The sequence below is a fragment of the Xanthomonas sp. BRIP62418 genome, from assembly GCF_003993495.1.
Lineage (GTDB): Bacteria > Pseudomonadota > Gammaproteobacteria > Xanthomonadales > Xanthomonadaceae > Xanthomonas > Xanthomonas euroxanthea.
On the sequence record NZ_QEZG01000030.1, the window covers coordinates 13,403 to 38,763 of the forward strand.

Genomic DNA, 25,361 nt, shown 5'->3' on the forward strand with positions numbered 1-25,361 from the left:
GCGGCAGTACATTAAGCGTCATGGCAGTATGACGTGGGAAGTTTCTGGGTTTAACGTGGGGTGTTCAACAGCTCGGTAATCGCAGCATCCATCACTGCACTGTGTGCTTCGTCGTAGGCCACCAGGTCGCAGCGTTCGGGGTAAAGCAGCGGCATCAGCTTCTCGAAGGTCGCTAGGCGCTGCACATCGGTCAGAGCTGACAGCCTGGCTGCAAGATCGAGCAAATCCACGGTGGGTGCGAAGATGCCGAAATGATCGGCGTTTTTCTGTTGCTGTTGCGCTGTCCGTTGGGCGGCGCGGTCGGCAGCAACGGTTGCCAGTCGATCCACGTCCGTCGTGAACGGGCCATGCGGCAAGTGATCAGATACCTGCTCATCCTCATCCAGGCGTTGCAGGTAGTCGTAGTGCGCCTCGTTGCACTCGTCGTTGAGCATTTCGGCCAGCGCGGCCCACTCGTCCGGAGTGAACTGCGGCATGTGCCGCAGGACCAATTCGCGATACGAACTTAGGATCTGGGAGAGCCGCGCGTGCACAAAGCGGTGGCCGGTGAACATTGCCGCGTTGGCATGCACTAGCCCGACACGCAACTCGTAGATCTCCTGCGAGTCGGTTTGCACGATGGCGTCGGTTGCGGCGCTCTCATCGTGGCGCGCCACCAGGGCATTGAGGCGTGCTGCGTGATCGGCTTGGGCTTGATCTAGCTCTGCCGATGTGGACGCGTAGCCGGTGGCCACTGGCGCGATCAACGCGTGCAGGCGCTGCCATGCCTCTACGTATTCGACTCCCTGCGCCTGGCCCCCGAGCTGGGCCATCAGCACGTGTTGCAGATCCGCGCTGAAGGTGCGCAGGTGCGCTTCATGCTGCGCCACCAGGCCGGCGAGAAAATCGCGCTCGGCGATCACCTGGTCAAGCGTGTCGCGGTCGCTCATGCGCCGGCCCCCGCGGTGCGGGCGGGCTTGCGGGAGCGCGGCAGGCCGGGCAGCTTCAGCTGCGCCCGATCGCTGGGCAGGATCTTGGCGACGGTGGCCATCGCTGCGCCGGCCGGTTTCTTGGCCGGCTTGGCGGGTTTGGCCTGGCGCTGGAGCTTGGCCAACGCCTTGAGCGCGGCCGGGCGGCCGCGCCGGTAGGCCTTGGGCGCGCGCACGTAGTTGGCCGGCAGCACTTCAAACACCGTCACGCCCAGCGCCAGCAGCTGGGCGGCGGCGGTGTCGAGCGAGGCAAACACGCGCGGTTCGCCACGCTGGCCGGTCAGTTGCTTCTCGACCTGGCCCACGCGCACCATGACCGTATAGCCGCCGACCTGGCCGACCAGCTGCACGGTGCGCAGCACCCCGGCACTGGCAAGGGCGGACAGGGTGGTGATGGAAATGGGTGATGTCATGATCGACCTATCAAACTTCGATGTTTGATGCTCAATCATTTGACCCTGCCGTGCAAGCACTATCGCGGCGAGGCCGGATGCGCACATAACGCGAGATTCCACGCAGTAGCGCGTTTGGCAGGCGAGAGTGCTTTTGCGTAGCAGTGCGGTAGAGCATTCCCCTACCGGCGTGTTCCGAAATTCCTACGCCGTTTCGGTCAGTGCACTGGGGCACATTGCCGGAAAGCATTGCGGCGCAAGACTTTCGCGCCTGGGTGTTGGTTTCGCTTTGTCGAACCCGTTCACTAAACGGGCGTTGATAAGTTCATACAAGTACATCTATAATTCCGCCTATCGCTTTTTGACACCTTGAATTCCCCATCCACTTTCGCCATGCGAAGCTGATGCAGACACCTCAAATCCTCGCTTGCCCTGGCCGCACTGCGCCCATGGCTCCAGACGCTCCTGGTGAGGTACAGACTATGAACACTCAGACTACTCAGAATCCTTACGCGCTCTTCTCGGACGATCCGGCCGAGTTCAACAAGCAAGACTTGAAAGCCAAGCTCGGGATCACCTTGATCCAGCTCATCCGTGCCAAAGGCTGGACACAGGCCACCACCTCGGCACATTTGAAGGTCACCCAGCCACGCGTCAGTGACTTGATGCGCGGCAAGCTCGATCGCTTCTCCATCGATGCGTTGATGGAAATGATGTTCCGTGCTGGCTATGCGTTCGACTACCTGTTCGATTTCTCGGGCGACGACAAGGCACAGCCGCGCCTGGAAATGAAATTGAAAAAGGCGATGCTGTAACAGCATCGCCTCCTTCTCCGCTGGCTACTGGTCTGGCCCCAGTTGCTTCAGCCGTTCCGCTGTCGTTGCGATCAACTGCCTGTCCGGACCCTGGCCGGTCTTGGACGTGGCATGCAACACCACCACACTGCCGTTCTTACGTTCTACGTACATGCAGCGGTAGGCGGGGCTTCCATTGATCTTGAGCTCGATGACGCCCTTGCCTGCTGCGTGCAGTTTTTCGTGTTTCATTGCCGGGGGCAATCCTTGGCACACCATCTGCAAGTTCACGAGGAACTCGTTCCGCTTGGATGCGGGCAGATCTTGCAATTCCCGATGTACTGCCTTGCTCCAGACGAGCTGCCGCCCCTTGACGGCTGGTTTTTTACTGCTGTCGTTCTCGGACATGGATATGCTCTTTGCGATTGTTAGTTAGTGACCTTCGGACTGTCATGTGGGTTATCCCTTGGGTTGAAATTGGTAACCAAGCGGGTGCTTGGCTACCTCGTCATTTTTATATACTGGCATTTGTATGTCAATGCCAAATAGCGCTAGTAGCTCCTGTGCGCGCCTGTGCGCCCCGCTAGTAGCGTGGCGGGGGGTTCGAGCATCCATAGCCTGGCGCGGCTCGCGTAGCCCCCACACGGCTTGATAGGCACCTTCGCAGTGCACCTGAAGCCTTCCTTGTCGTATATGGGGACGATAGAGAATTCGGAAAAAATCGTACGCTAAGCTTCGCGAGTTCTTGTAACCAATTCATTGTTTTTTCAATGGATGAAAGAAAATGGCGAAAGCTATTTGACAAACAAATCGGGATCTTATAACTTACCTACCAAGTAGTCGGTAGATGAAATAAAGCCATGAAACTCAATTCAGATCTTTCGCAGCGTGTTGTCGTCGAGCCTTCAAGCTTACAGTGGGTCGATTCGCCAGCGACCGGGATTCAACGCCAGTTACTGGAGCGTGATGGCGACGAAGTGGCGCGTGCCACCTCGATCGTGCGATACGCGCCGGGCTCCGCTTTTGAAAATCATAAGCACGACTTGGGCGAGGAGATTCTGGTCCTGGACGGCGAATTCAGCGACGAATCCGGGACCTTCGGGCCTGGGACTTACATCAAGAATCCACCAGGTTCTTCGCATGCACCGAGCTCCGCGACGGGTTGCACGTTGTTCGTCAAGCTGCGCCATCTTGATCTAGCCGACAGCCAACGCACCGTGGTCGACACCCGTAACGGCCCCTGGTTTCCAGGCCTCGTGCCGGGTCTGTCGGTGATGCCACTTTCTGAGTTCGACACACAACATACGGCTTTGGTGCGCTGGGCCCCGGGGACACGATTCAATTCGCATCGTCACTACGGCGGTGAAGAAATCTATGTGTTGGAAGGCGTCTTTGAGGATGAGTTCGGAAGCTACCCTACCGGCACATGGATGCGCAGTCCGCATTTGAGTGCTCACCGTCCCTTCAGCAATACAGGCTGCACCATCCTGGTCAAGACAGGCCACCTGCCAGTCGCCGAATCAAATGAGGCGCTTGCATGAAGCATTTCTCCGAAATCTCGCCGACCGCCGAGCGGGTGGTCGATGCCGCTGAAGGGTTGGTACAGCAGCACGGCTACAACGGCTTCTCATACGACGACGTGGCCCAGTTGGTAGGCATCAAAAAACCAAGTATCCACCACCACTTTCCCAAGAAGGGTGAACTCGTGGCCGTGGTCGCACAGCGCTATACGCACCGGTTTCGTGAGGAGTTGCTGAGCATCGAAGGGCAGCATGCGAAAGCGCCTGACAGGCTAACTGCGTATGCGGCACTTTTCGAACGCACCTTCGCCAAGGACCGGCGCCTTTGTGTCTGCGGCATGTTGGGTGCCGAGTCGGACTCGCTGCCGGACGCCGTTGTGAGCGAGGTCGAGCGATTCTTTAAAGTCAATCTCGACTGGTTGACTCTTGTCGTTGCCGATGGTCAGCGTGCCGCGCTGATCACCTCGAATTCCACCCCAGAGGCTCTCGCAGAGGCATTCTTGTGCGCGTTGGAAGGCTCGATGATGGTGGGCCGTGGCATGCGGTCGTCACGCGGACCGGCCGAAGTTGGAAACACTTTTCTTTCCACCGTGTTGACCTGAGGTCGGCACTTTTTTTGCAACACAACCCTACCATTTAGTTGGTAGTTAAGGAGATTAATATGAGTACTGAATTTAATGGCAAGAAGTTGTTGGTCATCGGCGGCACTAGCGGGATGGGACTGCAAACTGCCCGCATGGTTCTTGAGCAAGGCGGAAGCGTCGTCATCGTCGGTCACCGTGAAGACAAGGCCGAAGAGGCCCGCAAGGCGCTGTCGTCGTTGGGCACCGTGACCGCCCTGACTGCCGATCTCTCGCGAGCCGAAGATGTGAAGCGACTCCTGCATACCATCGATGAACACCACAAGGACATCAATCTTCTGGTCAACGCGGCTGGGGTGTTCTTCCCGAAGGCGTTTCTTGAGCACACGGAAAGTGATTACGAACAATATTTGACGTTGAATAAAGCGTTCTTCTTCATCACACAAAAAGTCGTGGCCAATCTCGTGGCCAGCGAGCGTCCCGGCGCCATTGTGAACATCGGCTCGATGTGGGGCAAGCAGGCGATTGCGGCTACGCCGTCGTCCGCGTATTCGATGGCAAAAGCAGGTTTGCATTCGCTGACCCAGCACCTTGCGATGGAGCTGGCATCCAAACAAATCAGGGTCAATGCCGTTTCTCCGGCGGTTGTCGAAACGCCGATTTACGAGGGATTCATACCCAAGGCCGAGGTTCATGGCGCCTTACAGGGATTCAACAGCTTCCACCCAATCGGCAGGGTTGGGACGCCACAAGACGTCGCCGAGGTCATCCTCTTCCTGTTGTCGGACAAGGCAGCATGGGTGACGGGCGCAATCTGGGACGTTGACGGCGGCGTGATGGCCGGGCGTAACACATAATGGGGGAACGAGAAATGAACACAAACATTAAAGGAACTCCCGGCAACGGGATCAACGTCGGCGCATTGCGTGAGTTTGCAGATCAGGTCGCAGCAAAGCCCGCCGCAGGCATCGCGACGTTCGGCGTCGTGACAACCTGGGAGGGTGGCACCCGGACGCGTGCGCGAACCATGCCGCTCGTACTAGGTGACACGGCCTTGGCGCGCGGCTTTGTCATCGACGCGGACGAACCGGCAGAATTGCTCGGTACCGACACGGCCGCTAATCCACAAGAATTGATCCTGGCTGCGTTGAACGCATGCATGACTGCAACCTACGCGGCAAATGCGGCGGCAATGAACATCGAGTTGCAATCGCTGACTATCCGCACGAAGGGAAGCCTCGATCTGAGAGGTTTTCTTGGAATCGATCCTGGGATCAATCCAGGGTACGACCAGGTCGAGTATGAGGTCGAAATGGAGTCGTCGGCGGATTCGGCGGCGCTGAAAGCATTGCACGCGCAGGTGCAGCGAACATCGCCGAATTACCACAACTTCGCGAGAGCCATTGATCTCAAGGCCAAGCTGACCATTCTCCAATGATCGAGTCAGTGTTTCCCGTGGTTGGCTGACGGGAGGCCAAACCAGATGCGCTATGACGGAAGGTTCAACCTTCCGTCATCACGTTCTCTGGAATACGCAGTGTCAATTTGAGGTATACCCTAACTGGATGTCAGGCAGAACCGCGCAGCTCCGTCAGAATAGAGTCTTCTGTCGTTTTCAGAAGACGACCGCACCATCTGACTGGATGTAACGCCTGGTGTGCATACGGCTCCTGACAGCCCAATATCAGGAGTCGTCTGCACCAATCTCGACTATGCTCAATACTCGTGTGCACCAAAGCGAGGTTTGGGCATGACATCAGACACTCCACCGATTGCCGCGCAAGGCGTGGCCACCCTGCCCGACGAGGCATGGGCGCAAGCCCGGCACCGGACGGAAATCATCGGGCCACTGGCAGCGCTTGAGGTGGTCGGGCATGAAGCCGCCGATGAGGCAGCCCAAGCGCTGGGCCTGTCCCGGCGACAGGTATATGTCCTGATCCGTCGCGCCCGGCAGGGTACTGGCCTGGTAACAGACCTGACGCCCGGCCGATCCGGCGGCGGCAAAGGCAAGGGGCGCTTGCCGGAACCGGTCGAGCGCATCATCCGCGAGCTGCTGCAAAAGCGCTTCCTGACCAAGCAGAAACGCAGCCTGGCGGCGTTCCACCGCGAAGTCGCGCAGGCGTGCAAAACCCAGAAGCTGCCGGTGCCGGCGCGCAACACCGTGGCCCAGCGGATTGCCGGACTACACCCGGCGAAAATAGCCCGCAGCCGGGGCGGGCAGGACGCTGCCCGTCCCTTGCAAGGCGCGGGTGGCATTCCGCCAGAAGTCACCATGCCGCTGGAACAGGTGCAGATCGACCACACCGTCATCGACCTGATCGTGGTCGACGAGCGCGACCGGCAACCGATTGGCCGCCCATATTTGACCCTCGCCATCGACGTGTTCACGCGCTGCGTACTCGGCATGGTGGTCACGCTGGAAGCGCCGTCCGCCGTCTCGGTCGGCCTATGCCTCGCGCATGCCGCCTGCGACAAGCGGCCCTGGCTGGAAGGGCTGAATGTGGAAATGGACTGGCCGATGAGCGGCAAGCCCAGGCTGCTCTATCTGGACAACGCGGCCGAGTTCAAAAGCGAAGCGCTGCGCCGTGGCTGCGAACAGCATGGCATCCGGCTGGACTATCGCCCACCAGGCCAGCCGCACTACGGCGGCATCGTGGAACGGATCATCGGCACGGCGATGCAGATGATCCACGACGAATTACCGGGGACGACCTTCTCCAATCCCGGCCAGCGCGGCGAGTACGATTCCGAGAAGATGGCCACCCTGACGCTGCGCGAGCTGGAGCGCTGGCTCGCGTTGGCGGTAGGCACCTATCACGGCTCCGTGCACAACGGCCTGCTCCAGCCGCCGGCCGCGCGCTGGGCCGAGGCCGTGGAGCGCGTTGGCGTCCCGGCCGTCGTTACCCGCCCCACCGCGTTTTTGGTCGATTTCCGGCTCTGTTGCAAAAATCGTGAAGCTTGAGCATGCTTGGCGGAGATTGGACGGACGGAACGATGACGGATTTCAAGTGGCGCCATTTCCAGGGTGATGTGATCCTGTGGGCGGTGCGCTGGTATTGTCGCTATCCGATCAGCTATCGCGACCTTGAGGAAATGCTGGCGGAACGCGGCATTTCGGTCGACCATACGACGATCTATCGCTGGGTCCAGTGCTACGCCCCGGAGATGGAGAAGCGGCTGCGCTGGTTCTGGCGGCGTGGCTTTGATCCGAGCTGGCGCCTGGATGAAACCTACGTCAAGGTGCGGGGCAAGTGGACCTACCTGTACCGGGCAGTCGACAAGCGGGGCGACACGATCGATTTCTACCTGTCGCCGACCCGCAGCGCCAAGGCAGCGAAGCGGTTCCTGGGCAAGGCCCTGCGAGGCCTGAAGCACTGGGAAAAGCCTGCCACGCTCAATACCGACAAAGCGCCGAGCTATGGTGCAGCGATCACCGAATTGAAGCGCGAAGGAAAGCTGGACCGGGAGACGGCCCACCGGCAGGTGAAGTATCTCAATAACGTGATCGAGGCCGATCACGGAAAGCTCAAGATACTGATCAAGCCGGTGCGCGGTTTCAAATCGATCCCCACGGCCTATGCCACGATCAAGGGATTCGAAGTCATGCGAGCCCTGCGCAAAGGACAGGCTCGCCCCTGGTGCCTGCAGCCCGGCATCAGGGGCGAGGTGCGCCTTGTGGAGAGAGCTTTTGGCATTGGGCCCTCGGCGCTGACGGAGGCCATGGGCATGCTCAACCACCATTTCGCAGCAGCCGCCTGATCGGCGCAGAGCGACAGCCTACCTCTGACTGCCGCCAATCTTTGCAACAGAGCCGCTGAGCTGATCCTCGGACCTGATATTCATGCCTTGGCACCATCAGCGACCTGAGAGTGTGGCCCCAAGACTTGTGCCGCCGCCGAAATTGCGGCGATTGCTGTGGGAACACCTGCAACAATCGCTACCTGGGTAAGAACGCCGAAAATCTGGTCTCGGGTTGCACCCGCGCGTACCGCAGTGGGGACATGAAATTTGATGACATCAATTCCCGTTGCGCCCAACGCCGCGCCGGCTGCGATGATAACGAGTTCCCGGGTTTTCAAATCCAAATCGGTGCGGCTGTATACATCGCCGAAGACCCACTCAATCACATAGCGACCAAAATCAGGCGAGCTATCCTTGAATCCATCAAGGTATGCCTCCGTGGGAATGCCGGTGACTGCGGCGAATGTAGCAGATCCCCTGGCGAAACGGTCCTTTGAGACCTCAGCAGGCAAAGCGACGCTGGAATTTACGACTGACATGCTCTATCTCCTCGTTTGCACTGCACCGTGCAGTCTCCAAAACATACATTGCACAGTGCAGTGCAGTCAAGGGCTCTGTTGCAAAAATCGTGAAGCTTGAGCATGCTTGGCGGAGATTGGACGGACGGAACGATGACGGATTTCAAGTGGCGCCATTTCCAGGGTGATGTGATCCTGTGGGCGGTGCGCTGGTATTGTCGCTATCCGATCAGCTATCGCGACCTTGAGGAAATGCTGGCGGAACGCGGCATTTCGGTCGACCATACGACGATCTATCGCTGGGTCCAGTGCTACGCCCCGGAGATGGAGAAGCGGCTGCGCTGGTTCTGGCGGCGTGGCTTTGATCCGAGCTGGCGCCTGGATGAAACCTACGTCAAGGTGCGGGGCAAGTGGACCTACCTGTACCGGGCAGTCGACAAGCGGGGCGACACGATCGATTTCTACCTGTCGCCGACCCGCAGCGCCAAGGCAGCGAAGCGGTTCCTGGGCAAGGCCCTGCGAGGCCTGAAGCACTGGGAAAAGCCTGCCACGCTCAATACCGACAAAGCGCCGAGCTATGGTGCAGCGATCACCGAATTGAAGCGCGAAGGAAAGCTGGACCGGGAGACGGCCCACCGGCAGGTGAAGTATCTCAATAACGTGATCGAGGCCGATCACGGAAAGCTCAAGATACTGATCAAGCCGGTGCGCGGTTTCAAATCGATCCCCACGGCCTATGCCACGATCAAGGGATTCGAAGTCATGCGAGCCCTGCGCAAAGGACAGGCTCGCCCCTGGTGCCTGCAGCCCGGCATCAGGGGCGAGGTGCGCCTTGTGGAGAGAGCTTTTGGCATTGGGCCCTCGGCGCTGACGGAGGCCATGGGCATGCTCAACCACCATTTCGCAGCAGCCGCCTGATCGGCGCAGAGCGACAGCCTACCTCTGACTGCCGCCAATCTTTGCAACAGAGCCGATTTCCTGCCGGTGATCCGCCGCACCCTGACCCGCACCGGCTTTGTCATCGACCACATCCACTACTACGCCGACGCCCTCAAGCCGTGGATTGCCCGGCGCGAGCGCTTGCCCGCCTTCCTGATCCGGCGCGATCCGCGCGACATCAGCCGCATCTGGGTACTGGAACCGGAAGGTCAGCACTATCTGGAGATCCACTACCGCACCTTGTCCCATCCGGCCGTCACCCTCTGGGAACAACGCCAGGCGCTGGCCAAATTGCGTCAGCTCGGGCGCGAGCAGGTGGACGAGTCGGCGCTGTTCCGCATGATCGGGCAGATGCGCGAGATCGTGACCACCGCCCAGAAGGCCACGCGCAAGGCGCGGCGCGACGCTGATCGCCGCCAGCACCTCAAGACGTCGGAGCCACCGGCCAAGCCCATACCGCCGGATGTGGACATGGCTGACCCGCAGGCAGACAACCTGCCGCCGGCCAAACCGTTCGATCAGATCGAGGAGTGGTCGCCGTCGATGAATATAAGAGGACTTGCCATGGAATGCTCTCGGACATAGGAAATCAGGAGTTCCAATCTTCAGTGAGGGGCTAAGATAGGAAAAGTTGAATTTCTAAACGATGAAATTCAGCTTTTCTGAACAAGGAGTGACTCATGCGCGAAATCAGCCTGGACCGTCTGCGCACGTTGGTGGCCATTGCCGACCTGGGTTCGTTTGCCGAGGCGGCCCGTGTGCTGCACCTCGCGCCACCCACGGTCAGTTTGCATATTGCCGACCTGGAGTCGCGGGTTGGCGGAAAGCTGTTGTCGCGCACACGTGGGCGCATTCAGCCTTCGGCGATTGGAGAAACGCTGGTGGAGCGCGCGCGGCGCCTGTTGGCGGATGCGGAGCAGGCGCTTGAGGACGTGGAGCGTCAGGTGCAGGGCTTGGCCGGGCGTGTGCGGCTGGGTGCCTCCACAGGGGCCATCGCACAGTTGATGCCGCAAGCTTTGGAGACGTTGGGCCAACGCCATCCCGCTATCGATGTGCAGGTCGCGGTGCTCACGTCGCAGGAAACTTTGAAGAAGCTTGCCGAGGGCTCTTTGGAGATCGGTCTGGTCGCGCTGCCACAGACCCCGGTGAAGGAATTGCGGATCGAGCCATGGCGGCGGGACCCGGTCATGGCCTTCTTGCCGGCTCGCTGGGAATGCCCGGATGTTGTGACCCCCGGTTGGCTGGCCGCCCAGCCATTAATTCTGAATGACAAAACTACTCGGCTTTCGCGCTTGACCTCGGAGTGGTTCGCCAGTGATGGACGGCAGCCCACGCCGCGTATTCAACTGAACTACAACGATGCGATCAAAAGCCTAGTGGCGGCCGGTTATGGTGCGACGTTGTTGCCGCATGAAGCCTCCACGCCATTGCCCGATACCAGGATCGTCATGCGGCCATTACAGCCCTTATTGTGGCGTCAACTTGGTATTGCCCACCGTGGTGGGGACGTCGAGCGGCCTACGCAACATGTGCTGGATGTGTTGTGGGGGTTGAGTGCGGGCTAGGGCGATGTTGTCAGAGAAAGGACCGCTTTCGACCCGGTCATACGGTGATTGAGGTCCCAGGCGTCAGCTACCGCACCTGAAGCCGTCGTTCATCGCTCCAAAGCCGGTGCCTGTCTCCGTTCGCCCAGGCCAGGGTGTCGTAGTACTTGTGCAGCAGCTCGGTAATGGCGGCGGTGTCGTCGGTCATGGGGTTTCCTTGGGGTTGGCGGTGAGGACTGCCTGGACGCGTGCTTGCAGCGCGGGCAGCACGTCTTGTTGGAACCAGGGGTTGCGCACCAGCCAGCGATTGTTGCGCGGGCTAGGGTGAGGCAGGGGGAACGCTTGCGGCCAGTGCTCGCGCCAGGCTTCGACCACCCGGGTGAGCGGCGTCTTGCCAGTACCGAGGGTCGGCAGGGATTCGTGTAAAAACGGGCCGAAAGTGAGCTAACTGCCTGTCGCAGCTGGCTTTATTGGCCGCTCCAGAAAATCGAGGGTTGGGCAGCACTCTCCCGCCGGCACTTGGGCGCACCGCTCTATTTTCTGTTCGAGATCCCTCTCCAGCTGTCGCAGCTCGCGGATTCGTAGACGGACATCGACGAGCTTTCGCTCGGTCAGCTGACGGGTCTGCTCGCAAGAACCTTCGCCTGTGATCTCTAGCAGGCCAGCGATCTCGTCGAGGCTGAATCCCATCATCTGAGCGCGCCGGATGAACTGAAGCCGATTGACATCGTTTTCGTCGTAACGACGCACGCCTCCTATGGGTCGCTCGGGTTGACGCAGCAGCCTACGCCGCTGGTAGTAGCGCACGGTTTCGACGTGCACATCGGCCGCCGCCGCCAGCCGGCTGATCGTAAACGTGTTCGGACGCACGGCTTGACTCCGTACCTAGGTACAGAGGCTAGTATGCTCTGATGCAAACAACCCCGGCCAAATCGTCTGTTCCAGCCATCGTTGGCGCGAGCATCGCCGCCATTGGCGCATCGGTCTGCTGCGTCGTGCCGCTGGTGCTGGTCCTGCTGGGCATCAGTGGCGCCTGGATCGGCACCCTGACAGCTCTCGATCCCTTGAGGCCCTGGTTCAGCGCCGCCGCCGTACTGTCCTTGGCCGTGGCGTTTTGGATGCTGTATCGACCGGCGGCACGGTGCGGTGTGGATGGCAGTTGCATCGCCCCGGACGCTCTGCGACGCAGGCGACGTTGGCTCTGGTTGGCGACAGCCCTCATCGTCCTGTTGCTGCTGTTTCCCTATTACATCGTCTGGATTCTGTAGGAGGCGCGATGCACAAGTGGATACTGGCCCTGGTGGCTGCTCTGTCGGTCGGTGCCGCTCTTGCGACGCCCGCAACCGTAGTGATGCTCGATGCTGAGAACATGACCTGTCCCGCCTGCGGCATCACCATCAGGAAGGCGCTGGAGAAGGTGCCGGGCGTGGCCGATGTGAAGGTGGACACCCGGGCTGAAACAGTCACGGTGACGTTCGAATCGAGCCAGACGGATGCAGCCGGAATCGCGCGTGCAGTCACGGAAGCAGGCTTCCCGGCCAAGGTGCGGACTGGCGGTGAGTGACGTCAAGCTGGAAAGCATCTTGACCTGCCCGGAGTGCGGCCATCGGGCGACCGAGACAATGCCCATCACAGCGTGTCAATTCTTCTATGAGTGCACGGGCTGTGGAGCGGTTTTGCGTCCGCATCAAGGCGACTGCTGTGTGTTCTGCTCGTTCGGAACAGTGCCATGTCCACCGATCCAACAGAACAATCCCTGTTGTGGTTGAACCGCGGACTCCGATAATAGTTGGACAGACAGGCTGCGAGATCGACTGTGCCACCCTGGAAAGCGCGCCGCTCAACCAGCGGTGTGCATGCGAAGTGGTCGACATCCTCCGTCTGCACGAGTCGATCCGGGGTGCCTTTCCGGAGTTCACGACTGATCCCGCCGTACACGCGCACTTATTTTCACCCTATGCCTTGTTCGTTGATCGGCCCGCGTTGGAGGCCATGGGACGAGTCGCGGCGGCGGTCTTCGACGTCGCAGGAAACCCGGGATATAGCCAACGGGTCCTGCAATGGGCCCCTGACATTGCAACCCATGATCCGGGTTCGGCGGGGGGCGTCCTGGGTCTGGACTTTCACCTGACGGTCGATGGCCCGCGGCTGATCGAGGTCAACACCAATCCAGGCGGTCTGCTCCTCAATGCCTTGTTGCTCGATGCCGTGCGGTCTTGCGCGCCGCCAGCATGGGCCACCTGGACCAACGCGGCCCAAGCGCGTGATGCGGCCGTCACGGCCTGGATGGAGGATGCTCGGCAGCAATCCGGGCGCACGCCGTCGCGCCTGGCCATCGTGGACAGCACTCCGCGAGCGCAGTTCCTTTACCCCGAGTTTGTGCTGTACGCGAACGCGTTTCGGGACCATGGCGTGGACTGCGTGATCAGCGCTCCCGAGGATTTGTCGTTTGGTTCGGACGGGCTTGAGGATGCCCACGGTCGAATCGACACTGTCTACAACCGGTTGACCGATTTCGCGCTCGAGGATGCCTCGCATGCAGACATTCGTGAGGCTTACCTGGCAGGGGACGTCGCGCTGATGCCGCATCCCCGAGCACACGCGCTGTTTGCCGACAAGCGCAACCTTGCGGTGCTCGGGGACCCGGCTCTGCTCGGCGGGTTCGGGGTCGATGCGGGTTCGACGGCACTGCTGGGCCAGGTGATCCCGCCCACGGTCGAACTCGTGCCCGCGAACCGGGATGCGTTGTGGGCAGTGCGCAACGGATATTTCTTCAAGCCTGCAGCAGGGTTTGGCAGCCGTGGGAGTTATCGGGGCGACAAGTTGACCCGGCGGACTTGGGCGTCTATGGCGTCGGCGACCTACATCGCACAGGCCTTCGCGCCACCGAGCATGCGGATCGTGCATGGGGGCCAGTCCCTCAAGGCGGATGTGCGCTGCTTCGCGTCCGAGGCGGGTGTCCTGTTGTTCGCGGCCAGGCTGTACCAGGGCCAGACCACGAACATGCGCACCCCCGGTGGTGGATTCGCAGCGGTGCTCACGTCGTCACGGATCGAGGAGTGATTCCCCACCGGAGCCGACCCTTGGGGCGTGTCGTGGCTACAGCCAGGCGAGTGCCGATTCAGCCAGTTCGCGCTCCTCATCGATCGCGACGTTCCATATGCTCGGCCCGCCCCCGCGGTCGATCCGCGTGGCTCCAGCATCGTTGACGTCAGGTGCCAGCGCCAGGCCGAGCCAGGCCAGTCGCGCGACGATGCGAGCCCGCAAAACCGGCGCGCGATGGCCGATGCCGCCGGAAAAGACGACATGGTCGAGACCGCCAATTGCCGTGGCCATGGCCGCGATGGACTGCGCAATCCGGACTGCAAAGAGCTCCACGGCAAGCTGGGCCTGCGGGCCGGGATCCGTCAGCAACACGCGCATGTCGCCATGGCCGGCGATTCCGGCAAGGCCTGCACTGCGGTACAGGCCGTTTTCAAGCGCCTGCGCATCCAGGCGTTCATGCCTCAGCAGATACAGCAACGCGCCGGGATCGAGATCTCCGGAGCGGGTAGGGCTCGGGATTCCACCCAGCGGAGTGAGCGCCATGGTGGTGTCGCGGCTGCGGCCGCCCTCGACGGCGCAGACGCTGCAGCCACCCCCCAGATGCGCGAAGACAGCGCGGCCCTTCAGGATTCCAGCGTCGTGGCTGGCCACTATGCGGAGCGCGGAGGCAAAGGCGAGTCCATGGAAACCGTAGCGGCGGATGCCCAGCGCATCCCATGCTTCAGGGACAGGCAAGCGCCGGCTCCAGGGCGCGAGCGACGCGTGGAAGTCGGTGTCGAAGGCCACGCCTTGGCGCGCGTGCGGCCAACGCATGCGCGCGGCACGCGCGAAAGCGAGGGCTACCGGCTGGTGCAAGGGTGCGAACGGCACCAATGCATCCAGTTTCGCGAGCACGGTTTCGTCGAGCTCGCGGGCGTCGTGAAGGTCACCGCCATGTACGATTCGGTGCACCACCACGTCGGGGCTGGGCCACGGCTCCGACAATGCCTCGAGCAGGGTGGCAAGGCGCTCCTGCGCATCCACGCCGACTGGAATTTCGGCCCGGGAGCGCTCGAGCAGACGAGACTGCGCGCCGTGTCCCTCAGTGTTGAACAGATAGGACGCGCCCTTGAGGGTGGACGAGCCAACGTTGAGTGCAAGAAGCCGGCGCGTGGTCACAGGTGTCCCCGAATCATGTTCATGGGGACCGCACCGCCCGGCGCAACAACTGCGCATTGATTGCCACAACGACGGTGCTCAGCGACATGAGCACTGCCCCAAGCGCAGGTTGCAGCAGGATCCCCCATGCGGCGAGAACGCCAGCGGCGAGAGGGATGGCGACGATGTTGTAGCCGGCGGCCCACCACAGGTTCTGGATCATCTTGCGATAGGTGGCCTTGCTCAATTCGATGATCGCTGGCACGTCGCGCGGGTCGCTGCGCACGAGTACGACGTCGCCGGCCTCGACCGCGACGTCCGTCCCTGTGCCGATGGCGATGCCGACGTCGGACGTGAGCAGCGCCGGAGCGTCATTGACACCGTCACCCACCATCGCGACGCGCTTGCCCTGGGCCTGCAGCTCCTCGATCTTTGCCACCTTGTCCTCGGGCAATACCTCGGCGAAGACGGTGTCGATGTTGAGTTCCTTCGCGACCGCGTTTGCGACCGCCGTGGAATCACCCGTCAGCAGGACAACCTCCAGTCCTTCGTCGTGCAGCCGCTTGACCGCGTCGAACGATTCGGGACGGATGGCATCCGCGATCGCAAATACGGCGAGCACCCGGTCGCCTTCCACCAGGTAGGTTGCAGATTGACCATCGGCTGCCGCTGATTCGGCAGCCCGCCGAAGCGTCTCCGGCGGTTCGACCGCGAGCATTCTCAACAGACCCGGCCCGCCAACGTGAAGCGAGCGCTCCTCGACGACTGCGCGCACGCCGCGTCCCGGCATGGACTCGAAGTCCTGCGACATCGGAACGTCGATGCCATGTTCCTTGGCGCTGGTCATCAGCGCCTGCGCGATCGGATGTTCAGCGTCGCGCTGGACCGACGCGGCCACGCGAAGCACCTCGTCGTCGGTGAGTCCATCGGCGGCAGTGGTCTTCACGACGCGGTGCGAACCGAGCGTGAGCGTGCCTGTCTTGTCGAACACGACCGTGTTCAGCAAACGGGCCTCTTCCAGGCCGCGTCGATCGCGCACGAGCAGGCCGTTCCGTGCGCCAATCGTGGTCGAGATGGCGGTCACCAGCGGGATGGCCAAACCCAGCGCATGGGGACAGGCGATCACGAGCACGGTCACTACGCGCTCGATCGTGAAGCTCCACGGTCGACCGAGGAGTGGCCAGACAATGGCGGTAACCGCGGCGGAGACGATGGCGATGATCGTGAGGTAGAACGCCGCCCGGTCCGCCAGGGCCTGGGCGCGCGAGCGCGACGTCTGGGCCTGCTCGACGAGCCGCATGATACCCGCGAGCGCGGTCTCGTCGCCGGTTCCCGTCACCTCGACACGCAACGAGCCCTGTCCGTTGACGGTGCCGGCGATCACCCGGTCGCCCGTCGACTTGTCCATCGGCTTGGACTCGCCGGTGATCATCGCTTCGTTGACGGCGCTGGTCCCTTCCTTCACGACGCCGTCGGCGGGAATGCTCGCGCCGGGCCTGATGAGCAGCAGGTCGCCGCGCTTCAGTTCCGCGACAGGGACTTCCTTCGCGGTACCGGCCTCATCCAACCGCACCGCCATATCAGGCAGCAGCTTCGCGAGTTCCTTGAGAGCGCCCTGTGCCTGGTTGATCGAACGCATCTCGATCCAGTGGCCGAGCAACATGATCGCCACCAGCGTCGCCAGCTCCCACCACAGGTCCAAGCCCTCGACAACGCCGAGCGTGACCAACGCGCTGTAAAGGAAGGCGACGGTGATCGCAAGCGAGATCAGCGTCATCATGCCCGGCAGGCGATTTCTCAGCTCGTGGTATCCGCCGCGGAGGAACGGCGAGCCGCCGTAGAAGTACACGATCGTGCCGAACACCGCCGGGATGTACGCCGACCCCGGGAACTGTGGTGCGGTGTAGTCGAACCAATGCTGGATCATCCCGCTCCAGATCAGAGTGGGGATGGTCAGCAGCAGCGTGAGCCAGAACTTGTCGCGGAAGCTCGCCACGCTGTGGCCGGCATGCTTGTCGTGCCCGGCATGGACGTCACCTTCAGCACCCGTGCGGGGATGCGGCGGTTGCTCGCCGTGCGCCTGATGATCTTGATGATGATGATTGTGTTGCGTCATGGGTCTGCCTTCCTGGATGCACTGATGCGCCGGGCACCAGCGGGGAGATAGATCAGTGTTCTGTTACAAGTGTCCCGATCTGGCGATGGCCATCACCAGCCGCAGTGAGAGCAATCCCGCAGCAGCGAAAGCCACCATAGCCAGGAAAGGCATGTGGCCGAACACTTGCGGGCCGTCGGAATGCAGGCTCAACAGCGCACCGCTTACGTACAGGCCCAAGGTGACCAGGGCCAACGCCAGCCGGTTGCCCGTGCGCGCGATTGCCTCCTGCGTGGAACTCAGGCCATGGTGGTGTACGGAGAAGGCGGGTCGTCCGTCGCTCAGTTGCGCCTGCCGCAACAGGTCGGTGGCGATCTGTGGCAGTTGGCGCGCAGTGCGGGCCAGCCGCATGGCAAGCGGCCTGTTGCCGCTGGGGCGGCTGGCTTCGGCAATGTCGGCGATCGCGGCCGCCTGCGCGGACAGCGTCCCCAGCAGGTCCAGATCCGGATCCAGCGCCCGCAGCGTGTTCTCGACCAGGAACAGCGTCCGGATCAGGGACAGCAGGTGGGCCGGAAGCCGGAAGCCAGCGCCCTGCCCAATGCGTGCCACGCGCCAGATTGCCTCGGCAATGGACCACTGCGCCAGCGGACGGCTGGCCATCTCGGCCAGGATCAGGTGGATCTCGCGCACATGCGAGCGGCGGTCGACCTGCGACGGGAAGAAGCCCATGGCGATCGCTGCATCCAGCACGCCCTCGGCGTCGTCGGCCGCAATGGCCTCGACCATGCCGCCGAGCGCGAGCCGGGATGCAGGGTCGAGCACGCCGATCGAGCCAAAGTCATGCAGGCACAGGCGACCGTCGTCAAAGAAGAACAGATTCCCCGGGTGCGGGTCGGCATGGAAGACGCCGGCGCCGAAGAGCTGATGCACGTAGGCACCGAGCAGCGCCCTTGCCAGTGCGGGAGCGGCCGCTGTGCCGTACGCGGCCTCCAGACGGGTCCCGTGGCTTCGATCCTGCACAAGCACGTTGCGGGTGGCATACGGCTCGACGACGTGCGGCTGGGTGATGCCGGGCAGGGCATCCAGCACCTTGGCCATGCGCCGCATGTTCTGCGCCTCGTGACGCATGTCGATCTCGTCACGCAGGAATGCGCCTAGTTCGTCCACCAGTTCGAGCGGCCGGTGGCGTTTCAGTGGCGGCCAGATCCACTGGGCGACGCGCATCGTGCGCCGCAGGAGCAGCAGATCCGCCTGCACCTGGGCATGGATCCCGGGGCGGGTGATCTTGACGACCACATCGCGACCATCATGCATGCGCGCTGGATGGATCTGGGCCACTGAAGCCGCGGCCAGGGGCTTGTCATCGAAGCTGGCGAAAAGTTCGCCGACCGGCGCGCCAAACGCCTGTTCGACGATACGCATGGCCTCCTCCGCCGGGAAGGGGGGCACATCGCTGTGCAATCGCGACAACGCCTCGCGGTAGGGTGCCGGCAGCAGGTCCCAGCGCAGACTCAAGCCTTGGCCCAGCTTGACGAAGGTGGTGCCCAACCCCACCAGGGTGGTGCTGACGTATGCGGGGAGCAGGTCGGGTGCGCGCCGGCGCAGGCGCAGCACGGCGACTCCGAGCTTCAGTCCGGCCCAGGCAATCTGACCTCCGCGCCGCACTGTACCCGCCATCAGCGCGAGGTCCTGGCCGGGCGACTCACGACGCTGGCCCCGTGGCAGGGCGCAGGATCGTGGCCGGATCGCCGCGGCCATCCACTGCCGCCAGCTCCGCTTCGGACAGCAGGCTGCCACGGGACTGGCCGAGGACGTGCGCAGCCGCGTCGACCACGTGTGCCCAGGTGCTGCGGTTGGCGAACAGCAGGCCCGGCACGTCCAGCGTGCCGCCGCGGTTGACGAAGCCCAGCGCCGCGGTGGTGGCCGGGCCGGTGTCGAGCCGGCGGAGCGCGCCGAGGAAGGGCTCCGGACGGGTGTGGGTGACGAATACGCGCGGCCTGCTCACCGGGAACAGCGCCTGGACCGCGGTGTCGGAGTGCACGTACCGTGCCTCCTCCGGATCGCGCGGCGCGCGGAACCGGCCGGGCTCGGCGAGATAGACGATCGCGGCCGACACACCGCGTTCGACCAGACGCGCCTGCGCGCGGCGCACTTCCTGCAGCTGGTACGCGCCGGTGGCGACGAGCAGGATCGCCGCCGTCGCCGGATCGCCGGCCAGGCACGTCGCTCCGATCTCGGCCAGCGCCTTGGCCTGCTGTGGCGTCAACTCATGGGGCACCGGCCGCTTGGGGACGACCAGGGTGGTGACCGTGCCGCGTTGCGCGTAGGCGTGGGCGAGGGCCGCGGCGGCGCCGTTGGCGTCCGGGGGAAACACCACGCGCGATATGTCGGCCATTTCGCCCAGGAGCGCCTCGGCCATGGTCGGATCCTGATGGGACTGCTCGTTCTTCGCGTTCTCCCACGTGTGCGAGGTCAGCACGAGAGGCACGCCCAGCCAGCCGGGCGGGCGTCCCGCGTGGACCTGGTGGCGGGCGAAGATCAGCTCCTGGCGCACGGCGCCCAGCATCTTCGGTGCGAACGCCTCGTAGGTGACCACCAGATTCAGCCCACCCTTGTTGCCGAGCGCGGCGCAGACCACGGCTTCCTCGTTGAGCGCGGTGATGACCGCGCCGGTCGGCGATTCGGCGACACCGGGCTCGGGCTCGTGCACCCGGTGCTTCATGGCGTCCAGGGTGCGGTCGAGCTTGTTGCTACGCAGCTCGTCAGGATTGCCCACGCGCACGCGCAGCCCCGGGTTCGCTTCGGCGATGGCGACGAACTGCTCGTCCAGCGCGGTCATCGGCGAGCTCTCGCCGCCGGCGCCGCGGTCGGCGATCGCTGGAGCGCGCGGTGGGTCCACCTGACGGTCGGCCAGCGCATGGTCGCGCTCGCGCACGCGCTGCTGGAGGTCGTGGCTGTTGAGTGCGGCAACAGCCTCCTCGAGCTCGGACGCGGCCACGAACAGCGCCGCGGCGCCTTGATTGAAGAGCGCGCGTGCCTCGGCCTCCTTCGACGGATTCCCGGGCAGGGGCAGGTTGTGCGAGGCGTTGGTCCCGGCGCCGGGGAATCCGAAGCCCTTCACGGTTTCGGCGATGCCATAGGGCAGCCGCACGTCGATATCGGGGACTTCCGCGCCAGCTTGCAGGCGCGACTCCATCACGTGGATGCCCCAGGCGATGCTGGCCGGATCGCGCCCGTCCAGCGCGATCGGGTCAAAGCCGTTCAATCGCAGGTGCCGGTCCAGCCACCGCTCGCCGCCCTGCTGGGTGATCTGGCTGCGCTGTTCGATGCGCCGCCCGTTGAGGATGATGATCGGGCTGACCAGTCCGCTGTCCTCGGCGCGCCACCAGCGTGGCGCCCAGTCGCTGCCACGCTGTTCCTCGAACGCACCGTCGCTGAGGAAGGCGACCAGGCGTTCATCCTTGAGCGGCGCATGCACGTACTGCAGCTCGGCAAAGCCGAGATAGCCGCCTTCCATCACGCCCCCGGCGGTGTGCGCATTGACGTGGGAGCCGAGGGGCGACGCCGGCGTTCCGTCCGGATTGAGGGTGTAGGCATAGAAGTCGCTTACGAACCGGCTCAGCCCTTCGCCGGTGCGGTCGTAACGTTCGGCGTGCCGGTCGGTCATGTTGCCAACCAGCACGTTCAGCGCGTCGATGGCGGCCACGCAGTGCCCCTGGCCCATCATCCACGCGCGGGTGACGCCATCCAGGGAATCCATCAACAGGTAGCCGGCGTAGGCGGGCACCATGTTGAGGGACCCGCCGGTGTGGCCTTCAGGCGTGGTCTTGAAATCATCGACCTCCAGGGCCGCGCCGTCGGTACGAACGCGCTGGCTGTAGGTCATGTGCGCCACCAGCCACATGCCGGCGCTGGTGACGCGGTCGGCCGCGGCGAGCCGCTGCCATGCGGTGCCGGCATCCGGCGTGCGGCCCAGGGCGACCAGCTCGTGCACCATCTGGCGGACCCGGAGCTGGGTAAGCGGGTCATGTCGGATCACCCCGTAGCCGGCCGCCCAGTGGGCGAACGCGGGATCGGCCTGCCGGTGGGCGTCGGCGAGTTCAAGGATCCGCTGGCGCTCGGCGGCCGACAGCTGGTCGGCGGTGCAGCAGTTGAGATGCAGGTTCATGGGTCCTCCGGGGAATCGGTCGAAGCGGTCATCAGGGTCGATGCCGCGGCGGCGAGGTCCGCACCCAGCGCGATGGCGTTGGAGGGGTGGGAAATGGTGTCAGTGCTGACGATGCGGGCCAGGCCCGCCTCCTGCAGGCGGGCATAGGCGTCGCCTGCGAACACCGGATGGATGGCGACCAGCAACGGCGACGGCAACGACAACCGGCGCAGGTGTGCGAGGGTCTCCAGGATCGTGTGGCCGGACGACACGATGTCGTCGATCAGCACCGGAGTCCGACCAGCCACGGCTGCCGGGTCGGGCAGGCTGACGCGCACGTCGTAGTCGCCGTGCCGCTCCTTGGCCAGCACCTGGTAGGGCATGCCGGACAGGGCGGCGATGTCCGCTACCCACTGCTCGCTCTCGCTGTCAGGGCCGATCAGCACAGCGTCGGGGACGGTCTCAGCGATCCAGCGGGCCACGGCCGGCGTCGCCGATACGTGGACCGTCGGAATGCGGTAGAGCGACTGCAGGCGCTCGACGCGGTGCAGGTGCGGGTCCACGGTCACCAGCCAGTCGAAAGCCTCTTCGAGGAATTGCGCAAACAGCGGTGTACTGACCGCCTCGCCGCGATGGAAGCGGGTGTCCTGGCGCATATACCCCAGGTAGGGTGCGATGAGGCCGACCGAACGAGCCCCGAACTCGCGCGCGGTCCGGGCGGCGAAGCGCAACGGGAGGGCCGTGGCATCGGCGTTGCGCAGGCTGGCCAGGAGCGCCACATCGGCTCCGGCCAGTGCGTCGTCCAGGGTGACCAGCGACTCGCCATCTGGGAAGTGCCGCCAAGCCACGGGTGCAATGCGCGCCTGCAGGGGCTGGTTGATGTTGCCGGCCAACACTGCATCGGCCGGGAAGGGCATCAGCACACGGGTCATGGAACCTCTCCAAGCACAAAGGGTTGCAGCGTCGCGGCGTGCTCCAGGGCGTAGGCCAGTTCTCCCGGCGACTCCGCATGCAGGGTCATCATGGGCTGTCCGCGCTCGACCGTATCGCCGATCCGCAGACCGGTTTCGAGGCCGGCGGTGGGGGATGTCGGGGCGCCGGCCAGCTTGGCCAGTTTGGCCAGCCTGCGGTTGTCGATCGCCGCGATGCGGCCCGATGCAGGCGCCGGGACGTCGGCGGTGAACGCCGCCCGTGGCGGTTCGCGGAAGCCTCCCTGGGCCTCGCAGATCGCCAGGAACTTGGCCAGCGCCGCCCCGGAATCCAGCACGCCGCGCGCGCGCTCCAGTCCGGTGCCGGCGTTGCTGCCCGCTGCCATGTCCAGCAGCGCCGCGGACAGCGCAAGTGCGCGTTCGCGAAGGTCGGCGGGTGCATCGGCCGCGTTGCGCAGCACCTTGAGCACGTCGTGCGCCTCGAGCGCCGGGCCGATTCCCCGACCCACCGGCTGGGTGCCGTCGGAGCGATGGATGCCCAACTGCAATCCCAGCGCGCCCGCGGTGTGGGCAAGCCGCGTGCCGAGGCTGTGGGCCGCGGCCTCACCTCGCACCTTGGCCGTCGGACCCACCGGCATGTCGATCAGGACGTGGGTGGAGCCCGCGGCTATCTTCTTCGACAGCACGCTGGCGACCAGTTGGCCGTCGCTGTCGAAATCCAGCGGGCGCTGGACCCGGATCAGGATGTCGTCGGCCGGGCTCAGGCGCACGTTGCCACCCCACACGATGCAGCCGCCCTCGCGCTCCACCACCCGGCGCATCGCCGCCAGGTCGAGCGCCACCGGCGCCATCACTTCCATGGTGTCGGCGGTGCCCGCGGGCGACGTGATCGCGCGCGACGAGGTCTTCGGGATGCGGTAGCCCAGCGCAGCCACGATGGCCACCACGATCGGGGTGGTGCGATTGCCCGGCAGGCCACCTACGCAGTGTTTGTCCAGCACCGGCCCTTCGCCCCAGTCCAGGCGCTGGCCCACGGAGATCATGGCTCGCGTCAGCGCGGTCGTCTCCGCATGGTCCAGGCGGTCACCCGCGCTGGCAGTGACGAAAGCTGCAAGCTCCAGGTCCGACAACCTGCTTTCCATCACGTCCTGCACCAGGGCGAAGTACTGCGCGTCGTCCAACCGGGCGCCGAACACCTTGGCACGGAGCGCGCCCGCCGACGCCGCGGGTTCCGCGTGCCTGACGCCGGCGAGGGCGTCGGGCGCGGGATCGAGGAGCGTCCACGCGGCCTCCGACAACGCCACCTCGTCCAGGCCGAGCCGATCGTCGATGACCACGTTCAGCGTCGCCACCAGCGTGCGGGCGTCCACGTCCAGCCTGACGCGCGTCATCGCGGCAAAGCCTTCCGAGCGACAGACCTCGCAGTCGCGGTGCATATAGACCACCGGCTGCTGGTAGGTGTCGATGCCGGCACGGGTGACGCGCAGGCGGGTGTGGCCCGGGGCCTGCGTGGTCATCTCGCATCCTCCAATCCGACTTGCTCCAGGTGCCCCGGCACGCGCGCACGCCAGCCCAGTTCACGCTGCACGCGCCCGCGCAGCGTGTCTGCAGCGTCGGGCTCGCCGTGGGTGAGGTAGACCATGCGCGGCGCGGACGGCGCGGTGCGCATCCAGTCCAGCAGCTCCCCGGCGTCGGCGTGGCCGGAGAAGCCCTCCAGCTGCACCACCTCGGCGCGGATGGGGACCTCGCGGCCGAACATGCGCAACGTGCGCTTGCCTGCCGCCAGCGCGGCACCGCGTGTTCCTCCGGCCTGGTAGCCCGCGAGCAGGATCGCGTTGCGGTCATCGGGGCCGAACGCCTCGATGTGGTGCAGCACGCGCCCGCCGGTGATCATGCCGCTGGCCGAGATGATGATCATCGGCCCGCGCTGGCGGTTGAGTGCCTTCGACTCTTCTACAGTGTTGACGAAGGTGGCCACGTCGAACATCCGCTGGCAGTCCTCGTCGGACACGTGGTGCTCGGAGTGGTGGTCGTGGTAGTGCCGGGTCGCGTTGATCGCCATCGGGCTGTTGAGGTAGACCGGCACGCGAGGGATGTCCTTGCGCTCACGCAGCCGGGCGATATGCAGCATGAGCGCCTGGGCGCGGCCGATGGCAAAGGCGGGAATGACGATCACGCCCCCGCGGGCGGCAACGCGGCGGATGATCGGTGCCAGCTCGGCTTCTTGGTCGATCGGAATGTGTTCCCGATTGCCATATGTGGATTCGCAGACCAGGACGTCACAGGCGGGCAGGGGCGTCGGCGGATTCATCAGCGACTCCTGCTGCCGTCCCAGGTCGCCACTGAAGTGCAGGCGCTGGCCCTGGACGTCAAGGCTGACATGGGCAGCGCCCAGGATGTGGCCGGCAGGATGGAAGCGGATCGTGACGCCTGATGCGACCTCGATGTCGCGACCATAGTCATGCCCCTTGAGCTGCTTCAGGCTGCGGCGGGCGTCATCCTCGGTATAAAGCGGCCGTGGTTCCTTGTGCTTGGAGTACCCCTTGCGGGCCGCGTACTTGGCCTCCTCTTCGAGCAGGTGTCCGCTGTCGGGAAGCAGCAGGCCGCACAGGGCCACGCTGCCATGGGTGCAGTGGATCCGGCCGCGGAACCCTTGTTTGACCAGTGCGGGCAAGTAGCCCGAATGGTCCAGGTGGGCGTGGGTCAGGACCACCGCGTCGATTGATGACGCCTCGACGGGAAACGGAGCCCAGTTGCGCTCGCGCAATTGCTTGTAGCCCTGGAACAGGCCGCAGTCCACGAGCACGCGCTGACCGTTGGCCTCGACCAGGTAGCGCGAGCCGGTCACGGTGCCCGCGGCACCGAGGAATTGCAGGGTGGGGTTGGAAGACGCTGTCATGGTGTGGCTCCTGTCCTGGAAGGGAAGTGATTGCGGAGGGCATGGCGAGGGCCGAGGCGCATCTGCATCGCCCGCGCGCCTGTCAGGGGCGGATCAGCTCCACTGTGTCGTT

Annotated in this window: 24 protein-coding genes and 2 pseudogenes; 14 read left to right on the forward strand and 12 right to left on the reverse strand. The window is 63.9% G+C overall.

Annotation, left to right across the window (positions count from 1 at the left end; all coding sequences use genetic code 11):
• Window positions 1-50 precede the first annotated feature (50 nt).
• On the reverse strand, window positions 51-929 hold the full coding sequence (locus tag EO174_RS06980) for a hypothetical protein (RefSeq protein WP_126941337.1): 879 nt from the start codon (window positions 927-929) through the stop codon (window positions 51-53).
• Window positions 926-1,381: a hypothetical protein gene (locus tag EO174_RS06985; RefSeq protein ID WP_126941339.1), complete on the reverse strand. Its 456-nt coding sequence runs from the start codon at window positions 1,379-1,381 to the stop codon at window positions 926-928. The genes EO174_RS06980 and EO174_RS06985 overlap by 4 nt, the downstream gene beginning before the upstream one ends.
• A gap of 461 nt (window positions 1,382-1,842) precedes the next feature.
• Here EO174_RS06985 and EO174_RS06990 point away from each other — a divergent pair, with 461 nt between their 5' ends.
• Window positions 1,843-2,175 (forward strand): helix-turn-helix transcriptional regulator, encoded by a 333-nt coding sequence (locus EO174_RS06990; protein ID WP_039420075.1) that lies wholly within the window; start codon window positions 1,843-1,845, stop codon window positions 2,173-2,175.
• A 24-nt stretch (window positions 2,176-2,199) separates the two neighbouring features.
• Here EO174_RS06990 and EO174_RS06995 read toward each other — a convergent pair whose 3' ends face one another.
• On the reverse strand, window positions 2,200-2,562 hold the full coding sequence (locus EO174_RS06995) for a type II toxin-antitoxin system RelE/ParE family toxin (protein ID WP_046932225.1): 363 nt from the start codon (window positions 2,560-2,562) through the stop codon (window positions 2,200-2,202).
• Between the two features lie 452 nt (window positions 2,563-3,014).
• Between EO174_RS06995 and EO174_RS07000 the strand changes: the two genes are divergently transcribed.
• From EO174_RS07000 to EO174_RS07035, 6 genes and pseudogenes are all read left to right on the forward strand, one after another.
• Window positions 3,015-3,695, forward strand: coding sequence for a cupin domain-containing protein (locus EO174_RS07000; protein WP_004574802.1), 681 nt, complete (start codon window positions 3,015-3,017; stop codon window positions 3,693-3,695).
• Entirely contained in the window at window positions 3,692-4,276 is a 585-nt protein-coding gene (locus EO174_RS07005; protein ID WP_004574803.1) for a TetR/AcrR family transcriptional regulator, read from the forward strand. Before EO174_RS07000 ends, EO174_RS07005 begins: the two co-directional genes overlap by 4 nt.
• A 59-nt stretch (window positions 4,277-4,335) precedes the next feature.
• Window positions 4,336-5,112 (forward strand): SDR family oxidoreductase, encoded by a 777-nt coding sequence (locus EO174_RS07010; protein ID WP_004574804.1) that lies wholly within the window; start codon window positions 4,336-4,338, stop codon window positions 5,110-5,112.
• A gap of 14 nt (window positions 5,113-5,126) precedes the next feature.
• Window positions 5,127-5,693: an OsmC family protein gene (locus tag EO174_RS07015; protein WP_004574805.1), complete on the forward strand. Its 567-nt coding sequence runs from the start codon at window positions 5,127-5,129 to the stop codon at window positions 5,691-5,693.
• Between the two features lie 312 nt (window positions 5,694-6,005).
• Window positions 6,006-7,187: pseudogene (locus EO174_RS07025) on the forward strand (DDE-type integrase/transposase/recombinase); the annotation flags it as partial.
• A 62-nt stretch (window positions 7,188-7,249) separates the two neighbouring features.
• Entirely contained in the window at window positions 7,250-8,014 is a 765-nt protein-coding gene (locus EO174_RS07035; protein WP_001389365.1) for an IS6-like element IS6100 family transposase, read from the forward strand.
• An 80-nt stretch (window positions 8,015-8,094) separates the two neighbouring features.
• Here EO174_RS07035 and EO174_RS07045 read toward each other — a convergent pair whose 3' ends face one another.
• Window positions 8,095-8,535, reverse strand: coding sequence for a carboxymuconolactone decarboxylase family protein (locus tag EO174_RS07045; protein WP_008786759.1), 441 nt, complete (start codon window positions 8,533-8,535; stop codon window positions 8,095-8,097).
• A 132-nt stretch (window positions 8,536-8,667) separates the two neighbouring features.
• Here EO174_RS07045 and EO174_RS07055 point away from each other — a divergent pair, with 132 nt between their 5' ends.
• The 3 genes and pseudogenes from EO174_RS07055 to EO174_RS07070 all read left to right on the forward strand — a co-directional run bounded on the left by EO174_RS07055 (window position 8,668) and on the right by EO174_RS07070 (window position 11,018).
• Window positions 8,668-9,432: an IS6-like element IS6100 family transposase gene (locus EO174_RS07055; protein WP_001389365.1), complete on the forward strand. Its 765-nt coding sequence runs from the start codon at window positions 8,668-8,670 to the stop codon at window positions 9,430-9,432.
• A 54-nt stretch (window positions 9,433-9,486) separates the two neighbouring features.
• Window positions 9,487-10,038: pseudogene (locus tag EO174_RS07065) on the forward strand (Mu transposase C-terminal domain-containing protein); the annotation flags it as partial.
• Window positions 10,039-10,133: 95 nt separating this feature from the next.
• Window positions 10,134-11,018, forward strand: a complete 885-nt coding sequence (locus EO174_RS07070) for a LysR family transcriptional regulator (protein WP_003465017.1) — start codon at window positions 10,134-10,136, stop codon at window positions 11,016-11,018.
• Window positions 11,019-11,441: 423 nt separating this feature from the next.
• Here the strand turns inward: EO174_RS07070 and EO174_RS07080 are convergent, their stop codons facing one another.
• Complete coding sequence (locus EO174_RS07080; protein ID WP_126941343.1) at window positions 11,442-11,867, reverse strand: MerR family transcriptional regulator; 426 nt, start codon at window positions 11,865-11,867, stop codon at window positions 11,442-11,444.
• 41 nt (window positions 11,868-11,908) lie between these two features.
• Here EO174_RS07080 and EO174_RS07085 point away from each other — a divergent pair, with 41 nt between their 5' ends.
• From EO174_RS07085 to EO174_RS07100, 4 genes are all read left to right on the forward strand, one after another.
• A complete protein-coding gene (locus tag EO174_RS07085) occupies window positions 11,909-12,265 on the forward strand; it encodes a mercuric transporter MerT family protein (protein WP_017355168.1) in 357 nt (118 codons plus the stop codon).
• An 8-nt stretch (window positions 12,266-12,273) separates the two neighbouring features.
• A complete protein-coding gene (locus EO174_RS07090) occupies window positions 12,274-12,561 on the forward strand; it encodes a heavy-metal-associated domain-containing protein (protein ID WP_017355169.1) in 288 nt (95 codons plus the stop codon).
• Window positions 12,554-12,766, forward strand: a complete 213-nt coding sequence (locus tag EO174_RS23140) for a GDCCVxC domain-containing (seleno)protein (RefSeq protein WP_080354540.1) — start codon at window positions 12,554-12,556, stop codon at window positions 12,764-12,766. The genes EO174_RS07090 and EO174_RS23140 overlap by 8 nt, the downstream gene beginning before the upstream one ends.
• A 94-nt stretch (window positions 12,767-12,860) precedes the next feature.
• Window positions 12,861-14,060: a hypothetical protein gene (locus tag EO174_RS07100; protein WP_017355170.1), complete on the forward strand. Its 1,200-nt coding sequence runs from the start codon at window positions 12,861-12,863 to the stop codon at window positions 14,058-14,060.
• Between the two features lie 36 nt (window positions 14,061-14,096).
• On the opposite strand, the gene EO174_RS07105 is transcribed toward EO174_RS07100, so the two are convergent.
• The 7 genes from EO174_RS07105 to EO174_RS07135 all read right to left on the reverse strand — a co-directional run bounded on the left by EO174_RS07105 (window position 14,097) and on the right by EO174_RS07135 (window position 25,249).
• Window positions 14,097-15,200, reverse strand: coding sequence for an acetate/propionate family kinase (locus EO174_RS07105; protein ID WP_036196077.1), 1,104 nt, complete (start codon window positions 15,198-15,200; stop codon window positions 14,097-14,099).
• A gap of 19 nt (window positions 15,201-15,219) precedes the next feature.
• Window positions 15,220-17,295, reverse strand: coding sequence for a heavy metal translocating P-type ATPase (locus EO174_RS07110; RefSeq protein ID WP_082316348.1), 2,076 nt, complete (start codon window positions 17,293-17,295; stop codon window positions 15,220-15,222).
• 63 nt (window positions 17,296-17,358) lie between these two features.
• A complete protein-coding gene (locus EO174_RS07115; RefSeq protein ID WP_234830963.1) occupies window positions 17,359-18,888 on the reverse strand; it encodes an AarF/UbiB family protein in 1,530 nt (509 codons plus the stop codon).
• An 88-nt stretch (window positions 18,889-18,976) separates the two neighbouring features.
• Window positions 18,977-21,442 carry a xylulose 5-phosphate 3-epimerase gene (locus EO174_RS07120; RefSeq protein WP_234830964.1) on the reverse strand — a complete coding sequence of 822 codons (2,466 nt, stop codon included), beginning with the start codon at window positions 21,440-21,442 and terminating at the stop codon, window positions 18,977-18,979.
• Window positions 21,439-22,353: a ribose-phosphate diphosphokinase gene (locus tag EO174_RS07125; RefSeq protein WP_024889940.1), complete on the reverse strand. Its 915-nt coding sequence runs from the start codon at window positions 22,351-22,353 to the stop codon at window positions 21,439-21,441. Before EO174_RS07125 ends, EO174_RS07120 begins: the two co-directional genes overlap by 4 nt.
• Window positions 22,350-23,867, reverse strand: coding sequence for a thymidine phosphorylase family protein (locus EO174_RS07130; protein ID WP_049404647.1), 1,518 nt, complete (start codon window positions 23,865-23,867; stop codon window positions 22,350-22,352). The genes EO174_RS07125 and EO174_RS07130 overlap by 4 nt, the downstream gene beginning before the upstream one ends.
• Window positions 23,864-25,249, reverse strand: coding sequence for an MBL fold metallo-hydrolase (locus EO174_RS07135; RefSeq protein WP_017357192.1), 1,386 nt, complete (start codon window positions 25,247-25,249; stop codon window positions 23,864-23,866). The genes EO174_RS07130 and EO174_RS07135 overlap by 4 nt, the downstream gene beginning before the upstream one ends.
• Window positions 25,250-25,361: the final 112 nt, after the last annotated feature.

What these genes read in the sequence shown, in the direction of transcription:
- EO174_RS07045 (WP_008786759.1), bottom strand. Translation starts at nt 8,535, where the DNA reads ATGTCAGTCGTAAATTCCAGCGTCGCTTTGCCTGCTGAGGTCTCAAAG.
- EO174_RS07035 (WP_001389365.1), top strand. Translation starts at nt 7,250, where the DNA reads ATGACGGATTTCAAGTGGCGCCATTTCCAGGGTGATGTGATCCTGTGG.
- EO174_RS07015 (WP_004574805.1), top strand. Translation starts at nt 5,127, where the DNA reads ATGAACACAAACATTAAAGGAACTCCCGGCAACGGGATCAACGTCGGC.
- EO174_RS07010 (WP_004574804.1), top strand. Translation starts at nt 4,336, where the DNA reads ATGAGTACTGAATTTAATGGCAAGAAGTTGTTGGTCATCGGCGGCACT.
- EO174_RS07120 (WP_234830964.1), bottom strand. Translation starts at nt 21,442, where the DNA reads ATGAACCTGCATCTCAACTGCTGCACCGCCGACCAGCTGTCGGCCGCC.
- EO174_RS06990 (WP_039420075.1), top strand. Translation starts at nt 1,843, where the DNA reads ATGAACACTCAGACTACTCAGAATCCTTACGCGCTCTTCTCGGACGAT.
- EO174_RS06985 (WP_126941339.1), bottom strand. Translation starts at nt 1,381, where the DNA reads ATGACATCACCCATTTCCATCACCACCCTGTCCGCCCTTGCCAGTGCC.
- EO174_RS07110 (WP_082316348.1), bottom strand. Translation starts at nt 17,295, where the DNA reads ATGACGCAACACAATCATCATCATCAAGATCATCAGGCGCACGGCGAG.
- EO174_RS07005 (WP_004574803.1), top strand. Translation starts at nt 3,692, where the DNA reads ATGAAGCATTTCTCCGAAATCTCGCCGACCGCCGAGCGGGTGGTCGAT.
- EO174_RS07125 (WP_024889940.1), bottom strand. Translation starts at nt 22,353, where the DNA reads ATGACCCGTGTGCTGATGCCCTTCCCGGCCGATGCAGTGTTGGCCGGC.
- EO174_RS07055 (WP_001389365.1), top strand. Translation starts at nt 8,668, where the DNA reads ATGACGGATTTCAAGTGGCGCCATTTCCAGGGTGATGTGATCCTGTGG.
- EO174_RS07000 (WP_004574802.1), top strand. Translation starts at nt 3,015, where the DNA reads ATGAAACTCAATTCAGATCTTTCGCAGCGTGTTGTCGTCGAGCCTTCA.
- EO174_RS07070 (WP_003465017.1), top strand. Translation starts at nt 10,134, where the DNA reads ATGCGCGAAATCAGCCTGGACCGTCTGCGCACGTTGGTGGCCATTGCC.
- EO174_RS07085 (WP_017355168.1), top strand. Translation starts at nt 11,909, where the DNA reads ATGCAAACAACCCCGGCCAAATCGTCTGTTCCAGCCATCGTTGGCGCG.
- EO174_RS07090 (WP_017355169.1), top strand. Translation starts at nt 12,274, where the DNA reads ATGCACAAGTGGATACTGGCCCTGGTGGCTGCTCTGTCGGTCGGTGCC.
- EO174_RS06995 (WP_046932225.1), bottom strand. Translation starts at nt 2,562, where the DNA reads ATGTCCGAGAACGACAGCAGTAAAAAACCAGCCGTCAAGGGGCGGCAG.
- EO174_RS07130 (WP_049404647.1), bottom strand. Translation starts at nt 23,867, where the DNA reads ATGACCACGCAGGCCCCGGGCCACACCCGCCTGCGCGTCACCCGTGCC.
- EO174_RS06980 (WP_126941337.1), bottom strand. Translation starts at nt 929, where the DNA reads ATGAGCGACCGCGACACGCTTGACCAGGTGATCGCCGAGCGCGATTTT.
- EO174_RS07135 (WP_017357192.1), bottom strand. Translation starts at nt 25,249, where the DNA reads ATGACAGCGTCTTCCAACCCCACCCTGCAATTCCTCGGTGCCGCGGGC.